This is a genomic window from Telluria sp. ZB4P36 (assembly GCF_059685865.1).
In genome coordinates, this window is the sequence record NZ_JCASIE010000033.1 from 1 (window position 1) to 22,085 (window position 22,085).

The window sequence follows — 22,085 nt, forward strand, 5'->3', positions numbered from 1 at the left end:
TAACCCATCGAGCCTTCAAGATATCGTTGCACGACAATTAGCTTGAAGGCAGGTGTGTACTTCCCCATGTGAAAAACCCCAGAAAGTTGATGTCCAACTTTCTGGGGTCAGTTCAAAGCCGCCCACCCTACGCGGCCAACAAGACGCGCAAGTTGCAGTCGCGCTGCCAGGCGCGCCGCTCTTCGCTGGAGCTGGCCCAGCGCGCCATTTCCTCGTCGCTCTGGGCGGCTTGCGCCTGCACCAGGCGGTCGGCCACGGCGCCGTCGGGCAGCATGGTGCCGAAGAAGGCGACCGTGTCGCCGCGCTGCACCAGCAGGGTAGGGAAGTTGTCCACGTCGAGGTCGCCCACGATGTCGGCCTGGTCTTCGATGTCGATCCAGACGAAGGTCTTGTCGGGATGGCGCAGGGCCAGCTCCTCGAAGGTGGCGCGGTAGGACGAGCAGGTGCCGCACCAGGCGGCGCACAGGCAGGCGACGGTCAGGGCCTCGCCGTTGACGGCGGCGGCGATGGCCTCGCGGTTGTCGGAATCCAGGGTCAGGCTTTGCATGGGATGAATTTTACCGTGTGTAGCCGAGCAGGTAAAATATGGCCATGTCCACCATTCTCGCCATTGAAACCTCGTCCGAGCTCGCGTCCTGCGCGCTGCTGGCCGGGGACCACGTCATCGCCCGTTCCACATCCGGCGTGCGCACCCATTCGCAATCGATCCTGCCGATGGTGCAGGAACTGCTGCGCGAAGCCGGTCTGGGCCTCGCCGACTGCGACGCGATCGCCTTCGGGGCCGGTCCCGGCTCCTTCACCGGCGTGCGCACCGCCTGTGGCGTGGCCCAGGGCCTGGCCTTCGGTGCCAGGCTGCCGGTGCTGCCGATGGTGACCCTGGAAGCGATGGCCGAAGCCTGCCGCGCCCGCACCGGGGCCACCGAGGTGCTGGCCGTGCTGGATGCGCGCATGGGCGAGGTGTACTGGGCGCAGTACCGTCATGACGCCGCGCGCGGCGCCTGGCTTGAAGTCGCGGCGCCCGCGCTGTGCGCCCCGCAAGACCTCGCACCGCTGCCGGCCGAGGGCCTGGCCGCCTGCGGCAACGGCTTCTCGGCCTATCCCGAAGCCTTTGCCGGCAAGGCTTTCGCTGCGGGCGCCCTGGACGACATCCTGCCGCATGCGCGCGAGCTGGCGCTGCTGGGCGCCCCGGCGCTGGCCGCCGGGCTGGCCGTGCCGGCCGCCCGGGCCCAGCCGCTCTACCTGCGCAACAAGGTCGCCTACACCAGCGCCGAACGCCAGGCCATCAATGCCGCGAAGGCCGGGGCATGATGGCATTGCACGACGCCGCCGCGCTCAGCTTCGCGCCGATGACTTCGGGCGACGTGGACGAGGTCCATGCACTCGAATGCAGCGTGTTCCCGCACCCCTGGAGCCGTGGGAATTTCACCGATTCGCTGGCCAGCGGCTATGACGCCTGGACCGTGCGCGATGCCGCGGGCGTGCTGGCCGGCTACTACATCCTGATGTATGCGGTCGACGAAGCCCACCTGCTCGACGTGGCGGTGGCCGCCGGCCGCCAGGGCCGGGGCCTGGGGCGCCACCTGCTCGACCGCATCGGCGCCCGCGCCCGTGGGCAGGGCATGGAATCGGTGCTGCTGGAAGTGCGCCCGTCCAACGAACGCGCGCTCGCCGTCTACCGCCGCTACGGCTACCGCGAGATCGGGCGCCGCAAGGGATACTACCCGGCGCACGGCGGACAGCGCGAGGACGCCATCGTGATGAGGATAGCCTTATGAATGGCGCAGTGAAGCGGATTGGTGATCGCGACGCGGCCTTCCTCGCTGAAATGGGCATCGGGCCGCTGTGGAGCTTGCGCTCGGTGCAAGAGACCTCGCCCGAGCCCGTGCCGGAAGTGGCGCCGCCAGTCCCGGCCCAGCCGCTGGCGCCGCCGCCGATGCCGCGCCAGGTGGCCGAACCCGCAGTGCGTCCGGCCTGGACGCCGCCCGTCAGCGAAGACCGGGCCTGGGGCGCCGAGGCCGAAGCGGAACGGCTCGACGTGTCGGCGATGGACTGGCCGGCCCTGCGCCAGGCTATCGCCGCCTGCAAGCATTGCAGCGCCTGCAGCGAGGGCCGCAAGCCCGTGCTCGGCGCGGGTGCGCGCCAGGCGCGCTGGCTGGTGGCCGCCGGCACCGCCAGCACGGCCGACGAAAAGGCCGGCCAGCCGCTCACCGGCGAGCCGGGCAAGCTGCTCGACAATATGCTGCTCGCCGTCGGCATGTCGCGCGAGACCGATGTTTACGTCACCCCGCTGGTGAAATGCCGCCCGGCGAACGCGAACGGCGGCGACCGCGCGCCGACCGCCGAGGAAGCGGCGGCCTGCCGTCCCTTCCTGGAGCGCGAACGCGAACTCACGGGCGCCGGCCTGGTGCTGACCCTGGGCCAGGTGGCGGCCAACGGCCTGCTGGGCAAGCCCTTGCAGGAGCCGCTGGCCGGCAGCCGCGGCGCGGTCCACGCGCTGGGCGCGGTGCCGCTGGTGGCGACCCTGCATCCGGGCGAGCTGCTGCGCCGCGGCGCCGACAAGGCCCTGGCCTGGGCCGACCTGTGCCGGGCGCGCGCCGCCGGCGAACGCGATGGACGCGCCGGCTGAGACCTACCAGCAAGGCTTCCACCGCCGCTGGGGCCACCTGCGGCGCGCGCGGGTGCGGGCGCTGGCCTGGCTGCTCGACGCGCCCGACCTGCTCGATGCGCAAGACCCGCTGTGGGCCGGCCGCATCGCCAGCCTCGGGCCGGTGACGCCGGAGGTCGCCGCCTGGCTGGCGCGCCTCGACCACGATCCTGCCGCCCTGGACGCGGCGCTGGGCGGGAAAATCTACACCCGCCTCGGCCTGTATGCCGAAAAGCTGCTGGCCTTCTATTTCGAGCAGCAGGGCCGCCTGGTCGCGCACGGCCTGCAGGTGCGCGCCAGCGCCAACGATACCGTCGGCGAATTCGATTTTCTATTGGAAGACGGCGCGGACGCGGTCGAGCACATCGAATTCGCGACCAAGTTCTATCTGCTCGACGGAGAAGCGGGCCGGGAACAGGATTGGCAACTGAGCGCCTTGGTCGGCCCCAACCTGGCCGACAGCCTCGGCCTCAAGATGCGCAAGGTCTTCGAGCGCCAGCTCAGCCTCGGCGGGCACCCGGCGGCGCAGGCCTTGCTGCCGCGTCCCGTGGCGAAGGCGCGGGCGCTGGTGAAGGGCTGGCTGTTTTATCCCTCCGGCAGCTGGCCGGCGATGCGCGGGATCGCCGCCGGCCATTGCCGCGGCTTCTGGTGCGCGCTCGAGGAGATCGACGCCCTGGCAGGGGAGGAATTCCTGATCCTGCCGCGCCTGCAGTGGCTGGCGCCTTTCCGCGCCGCCTCGGCGGTCTGGATGCTGAACCGCGCCGGGCTGCACGCCGAACTGTCGGCCCGGTTCGAGATTTCGTCGACGCCGGTATTGGTGGCCGTGGTTCGGCATACGCCGGGGAAGATCGAGGAGATCGAACGCGGCTTCATCGTGCCGAACGACTGGCGCGAGCGCGCCGCTGCGAGAAGGATGGTGAAGGCCGTCGGGTGATACGTATCACATTGCCTTTGCGGCTCTGTGATACGTAGAATGAATCAGTGCTTGCCTTCGCCGATCAGCGCCAGCGAGTCGTGCTCGCGCTGGTTGGCCGCGTGGCGGCGCCCGATGAAGTACATGATGCCGGCCACCGACAGGCCGAACATGACGACGATGATGTCCAGGTCGAGGTTCAGCGTGATCATGATCGCGTACAGGGCCAGCATGGTCAGGATCGACAGGTTCTCATTGAAATTCTGCACCGCGATCGAGTGCCCGGCGCTCATCAGGACGTGGCCGCGGTGCTGCAGCAGCGCGTTCATCGGCACCACGAAGAAGCCCGACAGGAAGCCGATCAGGGCCAGCAGCGGGTAGGCCAGCTTCACCGAGGTGACAAATACCATGCTGCACACGACCAGGCCCATGATGATCCCGAGCGGGATCACGGTCAGCGATTTGCGCAGCGGGATCATGCGCGCCGCCATGGCCGCGCCCAGGGCGACGCCGATCGCGACCACGCCGATCAGGTTGGTGGCTTTGTCGAGGGGCATGTGCAGCGAGCGCTCGGCCCATTTCAGCACGATGAACTGCAGGGTGGCGCCGGCGCCCCAGAACAGGGTGGTGACGGCCAGCGAGATCTGGCCCAGCTTGTCGCGCCACAGGGTGGCCGAGCAGTTGGCGAAGTCGGCGATCAGCTTGGCCGGATTGCGCTCCTGATGTTCGTAACGGGCGCCGGTTTCCGGAATGCGCAGGTTGAACAGGGATGCCAATATATAGACGCCGACTACCACCGCCATCGCCGCTTCGGCGCCGGTGTCGATGCCGGGCATCTCCAGGCCGAGGAGGAAGCTGGCGCCGCGCTCGCTCACGAGGGCGCCGCCGGCGACGGTGCCGAGAATGATCGACATGACGGTCAGGCCCTCGATCCAGCCGTTGGCCGGCACCAGCTTCTCGGGCGGCAGCAGTTCGGTCAGGATGCCGTACTTGGCGGGGGAGTAGACGGCCGCGCCGAAGCCGACCACGGCATAGGCGAGCAGCGGGTGCACGCTCAGGAACATCAGGGCGCAGCCGGAAATCTTGATCAGGTTCGCGATGAACATGACGCGGCCCTTGGGCAGCGAATCGGCGAACGCTCCGACGAAGGCGGCCAGCAGCACGTAGAAGAGCACGAATGACAGCTTCAGCAGGGGTGTCAGCGAAGCCGGGGCGTTCATCGACGTCAGCAGACTGATCGCAACAAAGAGGAGCGCATTGTCTGCCAGCGACGAAAAGAACTGCGCCGCCATGATGGTATAAAAGCCACGGTTCATTCGAAAAGAGTAAAAACTGGTTCGAGTTGCTTTATACCATGAATGACCCTTGCGCCAAAAGAAAACCGGCCATGTCAAAAGCGCGTATGAGCCCGGTCCGGTAAAATAGACCCTTTCTTCATCCACCCATCAAAGCTGGTTTTCGCCATGCCACGACCGCTTTCCGCCACCATCCACCTCGAATCCATGCAGCATAATCTGCAGCGGGCGCGCGCCGCGGCGCCGCAGGCGAAGATCTGGGCCGTGGTCAAGGCCAACGCCTACGGGCATGGCCTGGAACGCGGCATGCGCGGCTTCGCCCAGGCCGACGGCCTGGCCCTGGTCGAGACCGAGAACGCGGTGCGCCTGCGCCAAAGCGGCTGGATCAAGCCGATCCTGCTGCTCGAGGGGATCTTCGATGCCTCGGACGTGCCGCTGCTGGCCGAGCACAACATCAATAGTGCGGTGCATAACATCGAGCAGATCAAAATGCTGGAATACACCCGGCACTACCGCCCGATCGACGTGCACCTGAAGATGAACACGGGGATGAACCGGCTGGGCTTCCCGCCTGGCGACTACGCGGCCGCCTACAAGCGCCTGCGCGCCATTCCCGACGTGCGCCACATCACCCACATGACCCACTTCGCCAACGCCGACGAGCTGGAACACCCGCGCCTGACCATCACCGAGCAGGTGCGGCGCTTCCGCTTCGGCGCCGGCGAGCTGCCGGGCGAGCGCAGCCTGTCGAATTCCGGCGGCGTGCTGCACCAGGCGGAATTGGGCGACGCGCTGTCGAACGACTGGGTCCGGCCCGGCATCATGCTCTATGGCGGCACCCCCGGCGGGCGCAGCGCCCAGGACTACGGCCTGCGGCCCACCATGACCCTGCGCTCCGAGATCATCGGCATCCAGCGCATCGAGGCCGGCGACACGGTCGGCTACGGCAGCCGCTTCGAGGCGACCGGGCCGATGACGGTGGGCGTGGTGGCCTGCGGCTATGCCGACGGCTACCCGCGCCACGCGCCGCACGGCACCCCGGTGATCGTCGACGGCGTGCGCACGACCCTGGTCGGCCGGGTCTCGATGGACATGATGACGGTCGACCTGACCCCGGTCGCGAATGCCCGGGTCGGCAGCAAGGTGACGCTCTGGGGCGATGGACTCCCGATCGACGAGGTGGCCCAGGCCGCCGGCACGATCGGCTATGAACTGATGTGCGCACTCGCCCCGCGGGTGCGCGTACTTGAAGGAAGAATGGGAACCGATGGCTAAGACCCGAACCGCCTATACCTGCAGCGAGTGCGGCGCGACCGCCGCCCGCTGGTCCGGCCAGTGCCCGGATTGCAAGGCCTGGAACACGATGGTGGAAAGCGTGATCGAGCCGCAGGGCGTGAACCGCATGTCGCAGACCGCGCACAAGGCGCTCGCGCAAACCGCGCCGGTGCTGTCCCTGAAGGACATCGACGCGCTCGACGTGCCGCGTTTCGGTACCGGCATCGAGGAATTCGACCGCGTGCTGGGCGGCGGCCTGGTGGCCGGCGGCGTGGTGCTGATCGGCGGCGACCCGGGCATCGGCAAGTCGACCCTGCTGCTGCAGGCGCTCGCGAACCTGGCCGCCACCCGCAGTACCTTGTATGTAAGCGGCGAGGAATCCGGCGCCCAGATCGCGCTGCGCGCGCGCCGCCTGTCGGTCGATTCGGCCGAACTGAAGCTCCAGGCCGAGATCCAGCTCGAGAAGATCCTCGGCACCCTGGCCGACCTGAAGCCGGAAGTGGCGGTGATCGACTCGATCCAGACCTTGTATTCGGATGCGCTGACCTCGGCCCCGGGCTCGGTGGCCCAGGTGCGCGAATGCGCGGCCCAGCTCACCCGGGTGGCCAAGCAGACCGGGGTGACCATCATCCTGGTCGGCCACGTCACCAAGGAGGGCGCGCTGGCCGGCCCGCGCGTGCTCGAGCACATCGTCGACACCGTGCTGTACTTCGAAGGCGACACCCAGAGCAGCTTCCGCCTGGTGCGCGCCATCAAGAACCGCTTTGGCGCGGTGAACGAGCTGGGTGTGTTCGCCATGACCGAGAAGGGCCTGAAAGGGGTGTCGAACCCCTCGGCCCTGTTCCTGTCGCAGCACGACAGCCAGGTACCGGGTTCCTGCGTGATGGTGACCCAGGAGGGCACCAGGCCCTTGCTGGTCGAAATCCAGGCCCTGGTCGACGCCAGCCACCTGCCGAATGCGCGCCGGCTGTCGGTCGGCCTGGAGCAGAACCGCCTGGCCATGCTGCTGGCGGTGCTGCACCGCCATGCCGGCATCGCCGCCTTCGACCAGGACGTGTTCATCAACGCGGTCGGCGGCGTCAAGATCACCGAGCCGGCCGCCGACCTGGCGGTGCTGTTGGCGATTAACTCGTCGATGCGCAACAAGCCGCTGCCGCGCGGCCTGGTGGTGTTCGGCGAAGTCGGCCTGGCCGGCGAAATCCGCCCGGCGCCGCGCGGGCAGGAGCGCCTGCGCGAAGCGGCCAAGCTGGGCTTCTCGATCGCCATGATCCCGAAGGGGAACGCGCCGAAGCAGAAGATCGAGGGCATGACCATCGTCGCCGTGGAGCGGATCGACCAGGCCTTCACCAAGCTGCGCGAGCTCGACTGACTCATCCAACTCAAGCATAACGATTCAACGTGTATACAGAACAAAGAAAATCCGAACGCAAGCTGCTGCGGACGCGCGCCCGCGTCGCCATGGAAGGCGAGGCGCCCGTCAGCGGCCGCACCAGCGACCTCGGCGCCAACGGCGTCAGCATCAGCCTGCCGGAGCCGCTGCTGGTCGGGCAGACCGGGCAGCTGAGCTTCGACCTGCTGGTCGACGGAAAACTCGTGCCGATCAGCGCGCGCGCCAAGGCCCTGTATTGCATTTTCAGCAATGGTGAGTTCAAGATCGGTTTCCAGTTCCTGAACCTGGAACTGGCGGCGATGACGGCGGTGGCGCGCTTCCTGCGCTGATCCGGCAGCGGCCGGGAGGCCGACATGAAAACGGCGAGCGCCCTGGGGGCCTCGCCGTTTTTTCGCTTTATGACATGGTCCGAATCCGGACCGGCACTATTCGTGATAGTGATCGTAGAACCCGTCTTTGCTGCCCCGCACCTCTTGGTAGATCTCGAAAGCAACGAGTCCAGCCAAGCCGCTGAGGATGCCAAATACCATGATACTGAACATACATTCGAACGCCTTTCAGCATTCCCTCCCTATGAAAGCTACGATTTCAGCTTAGCAGAAGGCTGCGTATTTACAAGGGGCAGGGAGGGCGGGCGGCGTGAATATTTTCATGTCGCCAAAGCGCGTGACACAGCCGCGGAAACTGCGTCAATATACCGCCGCGCCCCGAATTATTACATCTGTCATGAACTTGTCATATTCGGCCAGTAGACTTCGCAGCGTTACGAATCGCGGGACCTTCCCGGACCACTTTCAAAGGATTAATCATGCGCATGAAGCATTTGCTCGTCTCCATCGCCGTCGCCGCCTCGACCATGGCCGCCAGCGCCCAGGCAGCCAACATCACCGGCGCAGGCGCAACTTTCCCGTATCCGATTTATTCGAAGTGGGCCGAGCTCTACCAGAAGGCCTCCGGGAACGGCTTGAACTACCAGTCGGTCGGCTCGGGCGCGGGCATCAAGCAGATCAAGGCCAAGACCGTCGACTTCGGGGCATCGGACATGCCGCTCCCGGCAGCCGAGCTGGAAGCCGCCGGCCTGTTCCAGTTCCCGGCCATCATGGGCGGTGTGGTGCCGGTCATTAATCTTGCGGGCGTCGCCCCGGGCCAGGTCAAGTTGTCGGGCGCCCTGATCGCCGACATCTACCTGGGCAAGATCACCAAGTGGAACGCGCCGCAGATCGCCGCACTGAACCCGGGAGTCAAGCTCCCGGCGGACGACATCACCGTCGTGCGCCGCGCCGACAGCTCGGGTACCTCCTTCCTGTGGACCGACTTCCTGTCGCAGAGCAGCCCGGAATGGAAATCGAAGATTGGCTCCGGCACCGCGGTGAAGTGGGCCGTGGGCGTGGGCGGCAAGGGCAACGAAGGCGTCGCCGCCAACGTCCAGCGCATCAAGGGCTCGATCGGCTATGTCGAATGGGCTTACGCCAAGAAGAACCGCATGCAGCACACCCAGCTGCAGAACAAGGAAGGTGTCTTCCTGCAGCCGGACGACGAAGGCTTCAAGGCCGCCGCCGCCGGCGCCAACTGGTCCGGCACCCCGGGCTTCGCCGTGGTGTTGACCAACCAGCCTGGCAAGGCAAGCTGGCCGATCACCGGCGCCAGCTACATCCTGATGCACAAGAGCCAGGCCGACGCCGCGAAGGGCAAGGAAGTGCTGAAGTTCTTCGATTGGGCGTACAAGAACGGCGACGCCTCGGCTGCCGAGCTGGACTACGTGCCGATGCCGGACAGCGTCGTCAAGCTGGTGCAGGACGCCTGGAAAGCCAACATGAAGGACGCCGCCGGCAAGGCGCTCTGGTAAAACATCTCCTATAGAAGCATGAGGGAGGGGGCGGGTTCGCCGGCCCCTCCGTTTGCCAGAAAGATTGACAAAAAATTATGAGCGTACAACCAAGCGCTGCGCTGAACGACCTGGCCGACCCGGCAGCGGTCGATGCGGCCCACCAGTCGGCCGCCCTGCGCAAGACCATGCGCAATCAACGCATCCAGGACTTCTTCTTCCACAAGATCACGCTGCTGTTCGCGGCCTCGGTGCTCGTCGTGCTGGTCGGGATCATCGTCTCGCTCGCCATCGGCGCCGCGCCGGCCTTCAAGGAATTCGGCGCCGGCTTCATCACCCGCGTCGAATGGGACCCGGTGGGCGACCAGTACGGCGCCATGATCGCGATCTGGGGCACGCTCGCCACCTCGATCATCGCGCTGGCGGTGGCCTTCCCGATCAGCTTCGGCATCGCGCTCTTCCTCACCGAGATCTGCCCGGTGTGGCTGCGCCGCCCGCTGGGCACGGCAGTCGAGCTGCTGGCCGGCGTGCCTTCGATCATCTACGGCATGTGGGGCTTCTTCGTGTTCGCGCCGCTGTTCGCGGACCACGTCCAGCCCTTGCTGAAAAATACCATCGGCCAGCTGCCGGTGATCGGCCTCCTGTTCCAGGGGCCGATCATGGGCATCGGCATCCTGACTGCCGGCCTGATCCTCGCCATCATGATCATCCCATTCATCGCTTCGGTGATGCGTGACGTGTTCGAGATCGTCCCGACCGTCCTGAAGGAATCGGCGTATGGCCTCGGTTGCACCAAATGGGAAGTGGTGCGCAAGATCGTGCTGCCTTACACCCGCACTGGCGTCGTGGGCGGCGTGATGCTGGGCCTGGGTCGCGCCCTGGGCGAAACCATGGCCGTCACTTTCTTGATCGGCAATGCGCACGATCTGTCCTGGTCCTTGTTCTCGGCAGGTAATTCGATTTCCTCGACCCTGGCCAATGAATTCAACGAAGCCACCACGCCGCTCCACTCGTCCTCGTTGTTCGCCTTGGGCCTGATCCTGTTCGCCATCACCTTCATCGTGCTGTCGGCAGCAAAGCTGATGCTGCTTGGAATGTCCCGTAAGGAAGGTAGCAAATAATGCACACCATCGCGAAAAACCCCGTGTACCGCAAGCGCCTGCTCGCGCACCGCATCGGCATTTTCCTGTCCGTGAGCGCCATGGGCGTCGGACTGGCTGTCCTGGCCTGGATTCTGGCCACGCTCCTGATCAACGGCTTCGGCGCGCTGTCCCTCAGCATGTTCACTGCCGATACCCCGGCACCGGGCAGCCCGGGCGGCCTGCGTAACGCGATTGTCGGCAGCCTGATGATGGTCGGCCTGTCGACCCTGGTCAGCACCCCGATCGGCATCCTGGCCGGTATCTACCTGGCGGAGTACGGCGAGAACAACAAGTTTGCCCAGGTCACGCGTTTCGTCACCGACATCATGCTGTCGGCCCCATCGATCGTGATCGGCGTGTTCGTCTATGCCCTGTACGTGGCCAAGGTCGGTAATTTCGCGGGTTACGCCGGGTCCGTCGCGCTGTCCCTGATCGCGATTCCGGTCGTGGTACGCACCACCGACAACATGCTGCGCCTGGTGCCGACCAGCCTGCTGGAGGCGGCCTACGCCCTCGGCGCGCCGCACTGGAAGGTGGCCATGACGGTACGCCTGCGCGCCGTCAAGGCCGGCGTCATCACCGGCGTGCTGCTGGCGGTGGCGCGCGTCTCCGGAGAAACCGCGCCGCTGCTGTTCACCGCTCTGAACAACCAGTTCTACAGCACCGACATGAACGCGCCGATGGCCAACCTGCCGGTCGTGATCTACACCTATGCCATGAGCCCCTACGACGACTGGCGTTCGCTGGCCTGGGGCGGGGCGCTGCTGGTGACCTTTACCGTGTTGATGCTGAATATCCTGTCGCGGACCATGTTCAGCCAAAAAACTCCGCGCTAATCTACCTATACAAAACGTGATGAACCAAGCCATGCACAACCAGGCATCCAGCGCCGCCAAGAGCAAGACGATCGAGATCTCGGGCCTGAATTTCTTCTACGGCAAAACGCAGAGCCTCAAGAACGTCTCGCTCGACATCCACGACAAGCAGGTGACGGCCTTCATCGGCCCCTCGGGCTGCGGCAAGTCGACCCTGCTGCGCACCCTGAACCGCATGTACGACCTGTACCCGGGCCAGCGCGCCGAGGGCTCGATCATGTACCGCGGCCGCAACATCCTGGAGCCGGGCGTCGACGTCAACATGCTGCGCGCGAAGGTCGGCATGGTGTTCCAGAAGCCGACCCCGTTCCCGATGTCGATCTACGACAACATCGCCTTCGGCGTGCGCCTGTACGAGAACCTGTCGAAGGGCGAGATGGACGAGCGCGTGGAGTGGGCGCTGAAGAAGGCGGCCCTGTGGGAAGAAGCCAAGGATAAGCTGAACAAGAGCGGCCTGTCGCTGTCCGGCGGCCAGCAGCAGCGCCTGTGCATCGCCCGCGGCGTGGCTGTGAAACCCGATGTCCTGCTGCTGGACGAGCCGACCTCGGCGCTGGACCCGATCTCGACCGCCAAGATCGAGGAACTGATCAGCGAGCTGAAGCAGGACTACACGATCACCATCGTGACCCACAACATGCAGCAGGCTGCGCGTTGCTCGGATTACACTGCCTACATGTACCTGGGCGAACTCGTGGAGTTCGGCGAGACCGACCAGATCTTCATGAATCCGGCCCGTAAAGAAACCCAGGACTACATCACCGGTCGTTTCGGCTGATCGTCAGAATACAAATATCATTTCGGAGAGTTTTATGACAGGCGAGCATTCATCCAAGCAGTACGACCAGGAACTGGAAGCGATCAGGTCCAAGGTCCTGCTGATGGGCGGCATGGTGGAAACCGCGTTCGACGAAGCGCTGGAGTGCTTCCGCGTGGGCGACAGCGCGCGCGCCGACCGCGTGATCGCCGACGACCAGGCCGTCAACCAGCTCGAAGTGCAGCTCGACGACGCCTGCAGCCACCTGATCGTGCGCCGCCAGCCGACCGCGAACGACCTGCGCACCGTGATGGCCACCATCAAGGTGATCACCGACCTCGAGCGCATCGGCGACGAGGCCGCGAAGATCGCCCGCACCGCCAAGGGCCTGCACGAGCGCAACGGCGCCTCCTTCGCCCACTACGACATGGTGCGCACCATCGCCAAGGGCACCTGCGACCTGCTGCACAATGCGCTGGACGCCTTCGCGCGCCTGGACGGCCGCCAGGCGCTGGAACTGATCGCCGCCGACGAAGTGATCGATCACGAGTTCCGCACCATCCTGCGCAACCTGATCACCTTCATGATGGAAGATCCGCGCACGATCTCCTCGGCGCTGGACACGCTGTGGGTGGCCAAGGCGATCGAGCGCATCGGCGACCACGCCAAGAACATCGCCGAGTACGTGATCTACGTGGTCGAGGGCCGCGACATCCGCCACAGCAAGCCGGTGGCGAGCGAACCGGCGGCGTCCTGAGCATGGCGGACAACACGAGCGTGCTGGTGGTCGAGGACGAACCTGCGATCGTCGAGCTGGTGAAGTATTCGCTGCGCGAAGCCGGCTGGGACATCCGCACCGCCGACACCGCGGGCGGCGCCTGGGACAGCATCTCGCGCGGCAAGCCCGACCTGGTGCTGCTGGACTGGATGCTGCCCGACCAGAGCGGCCTGCGCCTGCTGTCGCGCCTGCGCGCCGACCGCGACTTCCAGGAGATCCCGGTCATCATGCTGACCGCCAAGAGCATGGAAGAGGACAAGATCGCCGGCCTCAACACGGGCGCGGACGATTACGTCACCAAGCCGTTCTCGCCGCGCGAACTGCTGGCCCGGAGCCGTGCGCTGCTGCGCCGTAAAAGCCCGCACCTGGCCGAAGCGCCCTTGCGTGCGGGTGCCGTGGTGCTGGACCCGAACAGCTGCACGGTGTCGGTCGAGAACCAGCAGATCGACATCGGCAACGCCGAGTACAAGCTGCTCAAGTTCCTGATGGCGCACCGCGAGCGCGTGTTCTCGCGCGCCCAGCTGCTCGACAAGGTGTGGGGCGATCATGCCGTGATCGAGGAGCGCACCGTCGACGTGCACGTGCTGCGGCTGCGCAAGGCGCTCAAGAGTGCCGATGGCCTGATCCGCACGGTGCGCAGCGTCGGCTACATGCTGTCCGAGAAGTAAATGCGCTCCATGAGTCCCAAGGTCCTGTTCTGGGTGCCGGCGGTCCTGCGCCTGGGCCTGGTGTTCGCCGCCGCCGGCATCGTCTGGTGGATGTCGAGCCTGGTGGAAGCCCTTGCCTTCACGCTGGTGGCCGTCATCATCGCGCTGTTCGTCCAGCTGCGTTACCTGCACGAACTGGGCGAGTGGCTGAACGCCCCGCACAGCAGCCGCCTGCCGGACGGCTGGGGCGCCTGGACCGACGTCTTCGCGCGCCTCTACCGGCTGCGGCGCGAGGACGAGCGCCACCAGGCCGAAATGGCCGAATGGCTGGCCCGCTTCCGCGAGGCGATGCAGCTGCTGCCGGAAGGCGTGGCGATCATGGACGACGTCCTGTTCCTGGAGTGGTGCAACGAGGCCGCCGAGCGCCACCTCGGCCTGACCATGGCGCGCGACAAGGGCCTGCGCGTGACCAACCTGGTGCGCCATCCCGAATTCATCGACTACGTGATCCTGGGGCGCTACGAGCAGCCGCTGACCCTGTCCTTCCGCGGCCGCAAGCTGGAATGCCGCATCATCCCCTTCGAAAACCGGCGCCAGATCCTGGTGACCCACGACGCTACCGATACCGAACGGATCGAAGCGATGCGGCGCGACTTCATCGCCAACGCCTCGCACGAGCTGCGTACACCGCTCACCGTCATCGTCGGCTTCCTCGAGATCGCGATGTCGGACCCCGGCCTGGACGTGGCCACGCGCACCGCCCACCTGAGCCTGATGACCGAACAGGCGCAGCGGATGCAGCGCCTGATCGGCGACATGCTGACCCTGTCGCGCCTGGAGTCGGACGAGTTCCCGCTCAAGCGCGAGCGGGTGGACATGAAGGCGATGGTCGATTCGGTGGCGGCGGAAGCGCGTGCCCTGTCCGGCGGCCGGCACCAGGTCGAGGTCGAATTCGACGGTCCGGACGTGATGGGCAGCCAGGAAGAGCTGCGGAGTGCTTTCGCCAACCTGGCCTCGAACGCGGTGCGTTACTCGCCGGACGGCGGCACGATCCGCCTGAAATGGACGCGCGGGGCGGACGACCTGCGTTTCTCGGTGATGGATTGCGGCATCGGCATCGAGCCGATCCACATCTCGCGCCTGACCGAGCGCTTCTACCGCGTCGACAAGAGCCGCTCGCGCGAAACCCAGGGTACCGGCCTCGGCCTGGCGATCGTGAAGCACGTGCTGCTGCGCCATGGCGGGCGTTTGCTGATCAGCTCGGTGCCGGGGCGGGGGAGCAGCTTTACGGCCGTCCTGCCGAACACCTCGCTGCCGGGCTAGTCCCAATGTTCTGGCCGGTCGCTGCTCGGGTTACAATCGTGCCTCGTTCTTTTCGGCACCCCATATGTTCTCTCGTCGTAGCTCCCTGATCGCCTGCGCCGCGCTGCTCCTGAGCGCCTGCGGCAGCACCCCGACCCAGCCCCCCGCAACGCCCGTCGCCCAGCAGGTCGCACCACCTCCGCCACCACGCAAGCTGAAGATCGGCCTCGCCCTCGGTGGCGGCGCCGCGCGCGGCTTCGCCCACATCGGCGTCATCAAGGCCCTGGAAGCCCAGGGCATCGTGCCCGAGATCGTGGTCGGCACCAGCGCCGGCTCCGTGGTCGGCTCGCTCTACGCTTCCGGCCTGAACGGCTTCGCGCTGCAGAAGACGGCGCTGGCCATGGACGAAGCCACGATTTCCGACTGGGCCCTGCCGCTGTTCGGCAAGTCCACCGGCGTCCTGAAAGGGGAGGCGCTGCAGAACTACGTCAACAAGGCCGTCAACAACCTGCCGATGGAGCGCCTGAAGATCCGCTTCGGCGCCGTCGCCACCGACCTCAAGACCGGCCAGCCGATCCTGTTCAGCAAGGGCAATACCGGCATGGCCGTGCGCGCCTCGTCCGCGGTGCCGAGCGTGTTCCAGCCGGTGAAGATCGGCGCCAAGACCTATGTCGACGGCGGCCTCGTGGCCCCGGTGCCGGTGAAGTTCACCAAGGACATGGGCGCCGAGTTCATCATCGCGGTGAACATCTCGAGCGCCACCGAGGGGGCAGCCACCGCCAGTTCGCTCGACGTCCTGATGCAGACCTTCAGCATCATGGGCCAGCGCCTCAACCATTTCGAGCTGAAGGAAGCCGACGTCGTCATCACGCCGAACCTCGGCAACATGGGCAGCGCCGACTTCAGCAACCGCAACCTGGCGATCCTCGCCGGCGAGCAGGCGGCGGCGGCCGTCATGTCCCAGATCAAGGCCAAGCTCAGGGCCAAACAGCAAGCACAATAAAGGAATCGCATGAAAACCAAGCCTTACCTCACCCTCGAAGACGTCAAGAAGATCGCCGCCGGCGCCGAAGCCGAGGCGTTGCGCAACAACTGGGCGGTGGCGTTTGCCATCGTCGACGACGGCGGTCATCTGCTGTGGTTCCAGCGGCTCGACGGTGTGCCGCCGGTGTCCTCGCATCTTGCGCCGGCGAAGGCCAGGACTGCAGCACTGGGCCGCCGCGAATCGAGGATCTACGAAGAGATTATCAACAACGGCCGCGTGTCCTTCCTGTCCGCCCCGGAACTCGACGGCATGCTGGAAGGCGGCGTGCCGGTGATCGTCGACGGCCACGTCATCGGCGCGGTGGGCGTGTCGGGCGTGAAGTCGACCGAAGACGCGCAAATCGCCAAGGCCGGCATTGCCGCCCTGACCGGCGAATAAATCGGGTCTGTCACTGCTTTTCACTGCTTGTCATCGGAAGGCACCTGCGGGTGCCTTTTGTTTTATTTCGCAAAAGCAGCAAAACAAGGCCTTGCGCACCGGTTTCGGGCAGCTTTGGGCAAAACCAGCCCCACTTTTGTAAAATTGCTGCATTGCCGAATAGGGGCATTTCGCGCTATAATTTGGAAGTTTAACCATTCACACATTTGCCGTAGCGCCTACCCACCATCCCTCATTCAACTAGATGTCCAGCTACCGGCACAGGCACGTCCGCCCGGGTTTGTTGGATGTCGGTCTGACGTGGCGCAGCTACGGTAACTTTATTGGGAGTTACCCTTGCCGCCATTTTTTTCTGGCCCAGCCGTCCCGGCAATCCTGGCCCTCGCTGACGGAACGATTTTCAAAGGAGTTTCCATTGGTGCCGCCGGTCATACGACCGGTGAAGTGGTGTTCAACACCGCGATTACCGGCTACCAGGAAATCCTCACCGACCCCAGCTATTCGCGTCAAATCGTCACCCTGACGTACCCGCACATCGGCAATTACGGCGTCAACCCGGCCGACGTCGAGGCCTCCAAGGTCCACGCCGCCGGCCTGATCATCCGTGACCTGCCGCTGCTGGCATCGAATTTCCGTTCCACCCAGTCGCTGTCGGACTACCTGAAGCAAGAAAACGTGGTCGCCATCGCCGGCATCGACACCCGCAAGCTGACCCGCATCCTGCGCGAAAAGGGTGCCCAGGGCGGCGCCATCGTCACCGGCACCCAGGGCAACCAGCCTTCGGAAGCCCAGGCGCTGGAACTGGCGCGTTCCTTCCCGGGCCTGTCGGGCATGGACCTGGCCAAGGTGGTCTCGGTGAAAGAGCCCTATGTGTTCACCGAAACCGAGTGGAAGCTCGGCGAAGGCTTCGGCAAGCAAGAGAATCCGCAGTACCATGTGGTGGCCTTCGACTATGGCGTCAAGCGCAACATCCTGCGCATGCTGGCCGAGCGCGGCTGCAAGGTCACCGTGCTGCCCGCCCAGTCCACCGCCGCCGACGCGCTGGCGCTGAACCCGGACGGCATCTTCCTGGCCAACGGTCCCGGTGATCCGGAACCCTGCGACTACGCCATCAAGGCCAGCGCGGAGCTGATCGAGAAGGGCATCCCGACCTTCGGCATCTGCCTCGGCCACCAGATCATGGCGCTGGCATCCGGCGCCAAGACCATGAAGATGAAGTTCGGCCACCACGGCGCCAACCACCCGGTGCAGGACCTCGATTCGAAGAAGGTGCTGATCACCTCGCAGAACCATGGCTTCGCAGTCGACCCGGAAACCTTACCCAGCAACTGCCGCGTCACCCACGTGTCGCTGTTCGACGGTTCGCTGCAGGGCTTCGAACGCACCGACAAGCCCGCCTTCTGTTTCCAGGGCCACCCGGAAGCCTCGCCCGGCCCGACCGACGTTGCCTACCTGTTTGACCGCTTCATCAACATGATGCAAGCCGCGGAGAAAAAATAAATGCCAAAACGCAGTGACATTAAAAGCATCCTGATCATCGGCGCGGGCCCGATCGTCATCGGCCAGGCGGTCGAATTCGATTACTCGGGCGCCCAGGCCTGCAAGGCCCTCCGCGAAGAAGGCTACAAGGTCATCCTGGTCAATTCGAACCCGGCGACCATCATGACCGACCCGGAAACCGCGGACGTCACCTACATCGAGCCGATCACCTGGAAGGTCGTCGAGACCATCATCGCCAAGGAGCGCCCGGACGCGATCCTGCCGACCATGGGCGGCCAGACCGCGCTGAACTGCGCGCTCGACCTGCACCACAACGGCGTGCTCGAGAAGTACAAGGTCGAGCTGATCGGCGCGACCCCGGAAGCGATCGACAAGGCCGAGGACCGTTCCAAGTTCAAGGACGCGATGACCAAGATCGGCCTCGGTTCGGCACGCTCGGGCGTGGCGCACTCGATGGACGAGGCCTGGACCGTGCAGCGCGAGCTGGGCTTCCCGACCATCATCCGCCCGTCCTTCACCATGGGCGGCAGTGGCGGCGGCATCGCCTACAACGAGGAAGAGTTCGAGCAGATCTGCAAGCGCGGCCTCGAGGCGTCGCCGACCAACGAGCTGCTGATTGAAGAATCCCTGCTCGGCTGGAAAGAGTACGAGATGGAAGTCGTCCGCGACAAGAAGGACAACTGCATCATCATCTGCTCGATCGAAAACCTGGATCCGATGGGCGTCCACACCGGCGACTCGATCACCGTCGCGCCGGCGCAGACGCTGACCGACAAGGAATACCAGATCATGCGCAACGCGTCGATCAACGTGCTGCGCGAGATCGGCGTCGACACCGGCGGCTCGAACGTGCAGTTCGCGATCAACCCGAAGGACGGCCGCATGATCGTCATCGAGATGAATCCGCGCGTGTCGCGTTCCTCGGCGCTGGCCTCGAAGGCCACCGGCTTCCCGATCGCGAAAGTGGCGGCCAAGCTGGCCGTCGGCTTCACGCTGGATGAGCTGCGCAACGAGATCACCGGCGGCGCCACCCCGGCCTCGTTCGAACCCTCGATCGACTACGTGGTCACCAAGATCCCGCGCTTCACCTTCGAGAAATTCCCGACCGCGGACAAGCACCTGACCACCCAGATGAAATCGGTGGGCGAGGTGATGGCCATGGGCCGCACCTTCCAGGAATCCTTCCAGAAGGCCCTGCGCGGCCTGGAAGTCGGCGTCGACGGCCTGAACGAGAAGACCCGCGACCGCGAAAAGATCGAAGAGGAACTCGGCGAGCCGGGTCCGGAGCGCATCTGGTACGTGGGCGACGCTTTCGCCCAGGGCTTCACCCTGGAAGAGGTGCACAACCTCACCAAGATCGACCCGTGGTTCCTGGTGCAGATCAAGGAGATCGTCGACATCGAGCTGTGGCTGGATCACCAGAAGCTCGACAGCCTGGACAAGCCGCTGCTGTACAAGCTGAAGCAGAAGGGCTTCTCGGACCGCCGCCTGGCCTTCCTGATGCAGACTACGCCGCAAGCCGTGCGCGAGCGCCGCCATGCGCTGGGCATCCGTCCGGTGTACAAGCGCGTCGACACCTGCGCCGCCGAGTTCTCGACCAACACGGCCTACATGTACTCGACCTACGACGAGGAGTGCGAGTCCAACCCGACCGACAAGAAGAAGATCATGGTGCTGGGCGGTGGCCCGAACCGCATCGGCCAGGGCATCGAGTTCGACTACTGCTGCGTGCACGCGGCCCTCGCCATGCGCGAAGACGGCTACGAGACCATCATGGTCAACTGCAACCCCGAGACCGTGTCGACCGACTACGATACCTCGGACCGCCTGTACTTCGAATCGCTGACCCTGGAAGACGTGCTGGAAATCGTCGACCTGGAAAAGCCGGAAGGCGTGATCGTGCAGTACGGCGGCCAGACCCCGCTGAAGCTGGCGCTGGACCTCGAAGCCAACGGCGTGCCGATCATCGGCACCTCGCCGGACATGATCGACGCGGCCGAAGACCGCGAGCGCTTCCAGCAGCTGCTGCAGAAGCTCGGCCTGCGCCAGCCGCCGAACCGCACCGCGCGCACCGAAGCCGACGCCCTGGCGCTGGCCGACGAAATCGGCTACCCGCTGGTGGTGCGTCCGTCCTACGTGCTGGGCGGCCGTGCGATGGAGATCGTCCACGAGCAGCGCGACCTCGAGCGCTACATGCGCGAAGCGGTCAAGGTGTCGCACGATTCGCCGGTGCTGCTGGACCGCTTCCTGAACGACGCCATCGAAGTCGACGTCGACTGCATCTCGGACGGCGAAGCCACCTTCATCGGCGGCGTGATGGAGCACATCGAACAGGCCGGCGTGCACTCGGGCGACTCGGCCTGCTCGCTGCCGCCGTATTCGCTGTCGCAGGAGACCATCGCCGAACTGAAGCACCAGACCTCGCAGATGGCCAAGGCCCTGAACGTGGTCGGCCTGATGAACGTGCAGTTCGCGATCCAGCAGTCGGAAGTCGACGGCAAGACGGTCGACACCGTGTTCGTGCTGGAAGTGAACCCGCGCGCCTCGCGTACCGTGCCGTTTGTCTCGAAGGCGACCGGCCTGCAGCTGGCCAAGATCGCGGCGCGCTGCATGGTGGGCCAGACCCTGGCCCAGCAAGGCATCACGAAAGAGGTGACGCCGCCGTTCTACAGCGTCAAGGAAGTCGTGTTCCCGTTCGTGAAGTTCCCGGGCGTCGACACCATCCTCGGACCGGAAATGAAATCGACCGGCGAGGTGATGGGCGTGGGCATGACCTTCGGCGAAGCCTTCGTGAAGTCGCAGCTGGCGGCCGGCATCATCCTGCCGACCAAGGGCACGGTGTTCCTGTCGGTGAAGGGCACGGACAAGCCGCGCACCGTCGGCGTGGCGCGCGAACTGGTGGCGCTCGGCTTCGAGCTGGTGGCGACCAAGGGTACCGCCGCCGTCATCGAAGCGGCCGGCATCCCGGTGCGTTCGGTGAACAAGGTGATGGAAGGCCGTCCGCATGTGGTCGACATGATCAAGAACCGCGAAATCGTCATGGTGGTGAACACCGTGGAAGAGAAGCGTTCGGCGATCAAGGACTCCGCCACCATCCGTACCTCGGCCCTGCAGTCGCGCGTGGTCACCTACACGACCATCGCCGGCGCGGAAGCCGCGATCGAGGGCATGCGCCATCTGGAAGACCTGCGCGTCTACGATTTACAAGGTCTCCATAAAACCTTAAACTAAGCATCAGTGTAATAACTGAGTAGTACCAAACAACCACAGAGCTCGCGCGGCTTGCGTCGCGCGCCTCTGTGGTTTTCACTTGGTACGTCCAATCACGAACAGCATAGAACGACATGAACACTACCGTACCACTGACCAAATACGGCGCCGAGCTCCTGAAGGATGAGCTGCACCAGCTCAAGACCAAGGAACGCCGTATCGTGATCGACGCGATCGCCGAGGCGCGCTCGCATGGCGACCTGTCCGAAAATGCCGAGTACGACGCAGCGAAAGAGCGCCAGGCCTTCGTGGAAGGCCGTATCGCCGAACTCGAAAGCAAGCTGAGCGCCGCGCAGATCATCGATCCGGCCACGCTGGATGCGGAAGGCCGCGTGGTCTTCGCCTCGACCGTCGACCTGGAAGACCTGGAAAGCGGCCAGAAGGTGAGCTACCAGATCGTCGGCATCGACGAAGCCGACCTGAAACTGAACAAGGTGTCGGTGACCTCGCCGATCGCCCGCGCCCTGATCGGCAAGTACGCCGGTGACGTCGTCGAAGTGCAGGCCCCGTCGGGTCCGCGCGAATACGAAATCCTCGAAGTCCGCTACGTCTGATGGCGGACGGCCTCCCGCGTTCAGTCTCCCGTGTGGCGGCTGCCCGGCTGCTGGTGGCGGTGCTGTGGGCGGGTGCGCTGTGGGCGCTCGGCTATATCGCGGCGCCGGCGGTATTCGCGGCGGTGCCGAGCACGGTGGCCGGCGACGTGGTCGCCGTTCTCCTGTATCGCCTGGGCTGGGTGTCGCTCGGCTGCGCGGTCCTGATGCTGGCGCTGGTGCGGCTGTCGTCCGACCTCGATGCCGGCCGGCGGCGCTCCCTGAACCTGCTGGTGCTGGCGATGCTGGCCTGTGCGCTGGTGACATGGGCGGGCCTGCAGCCGGCCATGGCGCAGATGCGCGAACTGGCAGGTCCGGGCGGGGTGAGGGCGTCGCCGTACTGGACGCAGTTTGCCGTCATGCACGGGGTGTCGCAGCTCTTTCACGTGATCGAGAGCATGCTGGCGGCAGTTCTCGTCCTCAAAAGCCGCTGATGAAAAAAAACCGGGTCACCCCGGTTTC

Annotated in this window: 23 protein-coding genes; 21 read left to right on the plus strand and 2 right to left on the minus strand. The window is 65.4% G+C overall.

The window, feature by feature from the left end; translation table 11 throughout:
* Positions 1-127: 127 nt before the first annotated feature.
* On the minus strand, positions 128-547 hold the full coding sequence (locus AC56LK_RS24370) for a thioredoxin family protein (RefSeq protein WP_497187036.1): 420 nt from the start codon (positions 545-547) through the stop codon (positions 128-130).
* A 44-nt stretch (positions 548-591) separates the two neighbouring features.
* Here AC56LK_RS24370 and tsaB point away from each other — a divergent pair, with 44 nt between their 5' ends.
* Genes tsaB through AC56LK_RS24390 form a run of 4 tightly spaced genes read left to right on the plus strand, consistent with a single transcriptional unit; the run spans position 592 to position 3,578 of the window.
* Positions 592-1,308: a tRNA (adenosine(37)-N6)-threonylcarbamoyltransferase complex dimerization subunit type 1 TsaB gene (tsaB, locus tag AC56LK_RS24375; RefSeq protein ID WP_497187037.1), complete on the plus strand. Its 717-nt coding sequence runs from the start codon at positions 592-594 to the stop codon at positions 1,306-1,308.
* The gene (gene rimI, locus AC56LK_RS24380; RefSeq protein ID WP_497187038.1) at positions 1,305-1,775 is read left to right on the plus strand and encodes a ribosomal protein S18-alanine N-acetyltransferase; all 471 of its coding nucleotides are present in this window, start codon (positions 1,305-1,307) and stop codon (positions 1,773-1,775) included. The genes tsaB and rimI overlap by 4 nt, the downstream gene beginning before the upstream one ends.
* Positions 1,772-2,626 (plus strand): uracil-DNA glycosylase, encoded by an 855-nt coding sequence (locus AC56LK_RS24385; RefSeq protein ID WP_497187039.1) that lies wholly within the window; start codon positions 1,772-1,774, stop codon positions 2,624-2,626. The genes rimI and AC56LK_RS24385 overlap by 4 nt, the downstream gene beginning before the upstream one ends.
* Positions 2,610-3,578 carry a DUF1853 family protein gene (locus tag AC56LK_RS24390; protein ID WP_497187040.1) on the plus strand — a complete coding sequence of 323 codons (969 nt, stop codon included), beginning with the start codon at positions 2,610-2,612 and terminating at the stop codon, positions 3,576-3,578. The genes AC56LK_RS24385 and AC56LK_RS24390 overlap by 17 nt, the downstream gene beginning before the upstream one ends.
* A gap of 44 nt (positions 3,579-3,622) precedes the next feature.
* Here the strand turns inward: AC56LK_RS24390 and lplT are convergent, their stop codons facing one another.
* Complete coding sequence (gene lplT, locus AC56LK_RS24395; protein WP_497187041.1) at positions 3,623-4,873, minus strand: lysophospholipid transporter LplT; 1,251 nt, start codon at positions 4,871-4,873, stop codon at positions 3,623-3,625.
* A gap of 147 nt (positions 4,874-5,020) precedes the next feature.
* Here lplT and alr point away from each other — a divergent pair, with 147 nt between their 5' ends.
* The 17 genes from alr to AC56LK_RS24480 all read left to right on the plus strand — a co-directional run bounded on the left by alr (position 5,021) and on the right by AC56LK_RS24480 (position 22,057).
* Positions 5,021-6,127: an alanine racemase gene (gene alr, locus AC56LK_RS24400; protein ID WP_497187042.1), complete on the plus strand. Its 1,107-nt coding sequence runs from the start codon at positions 5,021-5,023 to the stop codon at positions 6,125-6,127.
* Positions 6,120-7,496, plus strand: a complete 1,377-nt coding sequence (gene radA / locus AC56LK_RS24405; protein WP_436106554.1) for a DNA repair protein RadA — start codon at positions 6,120-6,122, stop codon at positions 7,494-7,496. Before alr ends, radA begins: the two co-directional genes overlap by 8 nt.
* Before the next feature lie 29 nt (positions 7,497-7,525).
* Complete coding sequence (locus tag AC56LK_RS24410) at positions 7,526-7,846, plus strand: PilZ domain-containing protein (RefSeq protein ID WP_497187043.1); 321 nt, start codon at positions 7,526-7,528, stop codon at positions 7,844-7,846.
* Positions 7,847-7,870: 24 nt separating this feature from the next.
* Positions 7,871-8,269, plus strand: a complete 399-nt coding sequence (locus tag AC56LK_RS24415) for a hypothetical protein (protein WP_497187044.1) — start codon at positions 7,871-7,873, stop codon at positions 8,267-8,269.
* 56 nt (positions 8,270-8,325) lie between these two features.
* Positions 8,326-9,363, plus strand: a complete 1,038-nt coding sequence (gene pstS, locus AC56LK_RS24420; RefSeq protein WP_497187045.1) for a phosphate ABC transporter substrate-binding protein PstS — start codon at positions 8,326-8,328, stop codon at positions 9,361-9,363.
* A 77-nt stretch (positions 9,364-9,440) separates the two neighbouring features.
* Entirely contained in the window at positions 9,441-10,463 is a 1,023-nt protein-coding gene (pstC, locus tag AC56LK_RS24425) for a phosphate ABC transporter permease subunit PstC (RefSeq protein ID WP_497187046.1), read from the plus strand.
* On the plus strand, positions 10,463-11,320 hold the full coding sequence (gene pstA, locus AC56LK_RS24430) for a phosphate ABC transporter permease PstA (protein WP_497187047.1): 858 nt from the start codon (positions 10,463-10,465) through the stop codon (positions 11,318-11,320). The genes pstC and pstA overlap by 1 nt, the downstream gene beginning before the upstream one ends.
* A 19-nt stretch (positions 11,321-11,339) precedes the next feature.
* Entirely contained in the window at positions 11,340-12,134 is a 795-nt protein-coding gene (gene pstB, locus AC56LK_RS24435; RefSeq protein WP_497187048.1) for a phosphate ABC transporter ATP-binding protein PstB, read from the plus strand.
* Positions 12,135-12,168: 34 nt separating this feature from the next.
* The gene (gene phoU / locus AC56LK_RS24440) at positions 12,169-12,870 is read left to right on the plus strand and encodes a phosphate signaling complex protein PhoU (RefSeq protein ID WP_497187049.1); all 702 of its coding nucleotides are present in this window, start codon (positions 12,169-12,171) and stop codon (positions 12,868-12,870) included.
* Positions 12,871-12,872: 2 nt separating this feature from the next.
* Complete coding sequence (locus AC56LK_RS24445; protein WP_497187050.1) at positions 12,873-13,559, plus strand: response regulator; 687 nt, start codon at positions 12,873-12,875, stop codon at positions 13,557-13,559.
* A 9-nt stretch (positions 13,560-13,568) separates the two neighbouring features.
* Positions 13,569-14,861, plus strand: coding sequence for a phosphate regulon sensor histidine kinase PhoR (gene phoR / locus AC56LK_RS24450; protein WP_497187063.1), 1,293 nt, complete (start codon positions 13,569-13,571; stop codon positions 14,859-14,861).
* A gap of 64 nt (positions 14,862-14,925) precedes the next feature.
* Entirely contained in the window at positions 14,926-15,843 is a 918-nt protein-coding gene (locus AC56LK_RS24455; protein WP_497187051.1) for a patatin-like phospholipase family protein, read from the plus strand.
* A 9-nt stretch (positions 15,844-15,852) separates the two neighbouring features.
* Positions 15,853-16,263, plus strand: coding sequence for a GlcG/HbpS family heme-binding protein (locus AC56LK_RS24460; RefSeq protein WP_497187052.1), 411 nt, complete (start codon positions 15,853-15,855; stop codon positions 16,261-16,263).
* Between the two features lie 336 nt (positions 16,264-16,599).
* Positions 16,600-17,763, plus strand: coding sequence for a glutamine-hydrolyzing carbamoyl-phosphate synthase small subunit (gene carA, locus AC56LK_RS24465; RefSeq protein ID WP_436106542.1), 1,164 nt, complete (start codon positions 16,600-16,602; stop codon positions 17,761-17,763).
* A complete protein-coding gene (gene carB / locus AC56LK_RS24470; RefSeq protein ID WP_497187053.1) occupies positions 17,764-20,994 on the plus strand; it encodes a carbamoyl-phosphate synthase large subunit in 3,231 nt (1,076 codons plus the stop codon). It abuts the gene before it with no gap.
* Between the two features lie 113 nt (positions 20,995-21,107).
* Positions 21,108-21,587, plus strand: a complete 480-nt coding sequence (gene greA, locus AC56LK_RS24475) for a transcription elongation factor GreA (RefSeq protein ID WP_436106540.1) — start codon at positions 21,108-21,110, stop codon at positions 21,585-21,587.
* Positions 21,587-22,057 (plus strand): DUF4149 domain-containing protein, encoded by a 471-nt coding sequence (locus AC56LK_RS24480; RefSeq protein WP_497187054.1) that lies wholly within the window; start codon positions 21,587-21,589, stop codon positions 22,055-22,057. Before greA ends, AC56LK_RS24480 begins: the two co-directional genes overlap by 1 nt.
* The last annotated feature ends 28 nt before the right edge of the window (positions 22,058-22,085 follow it).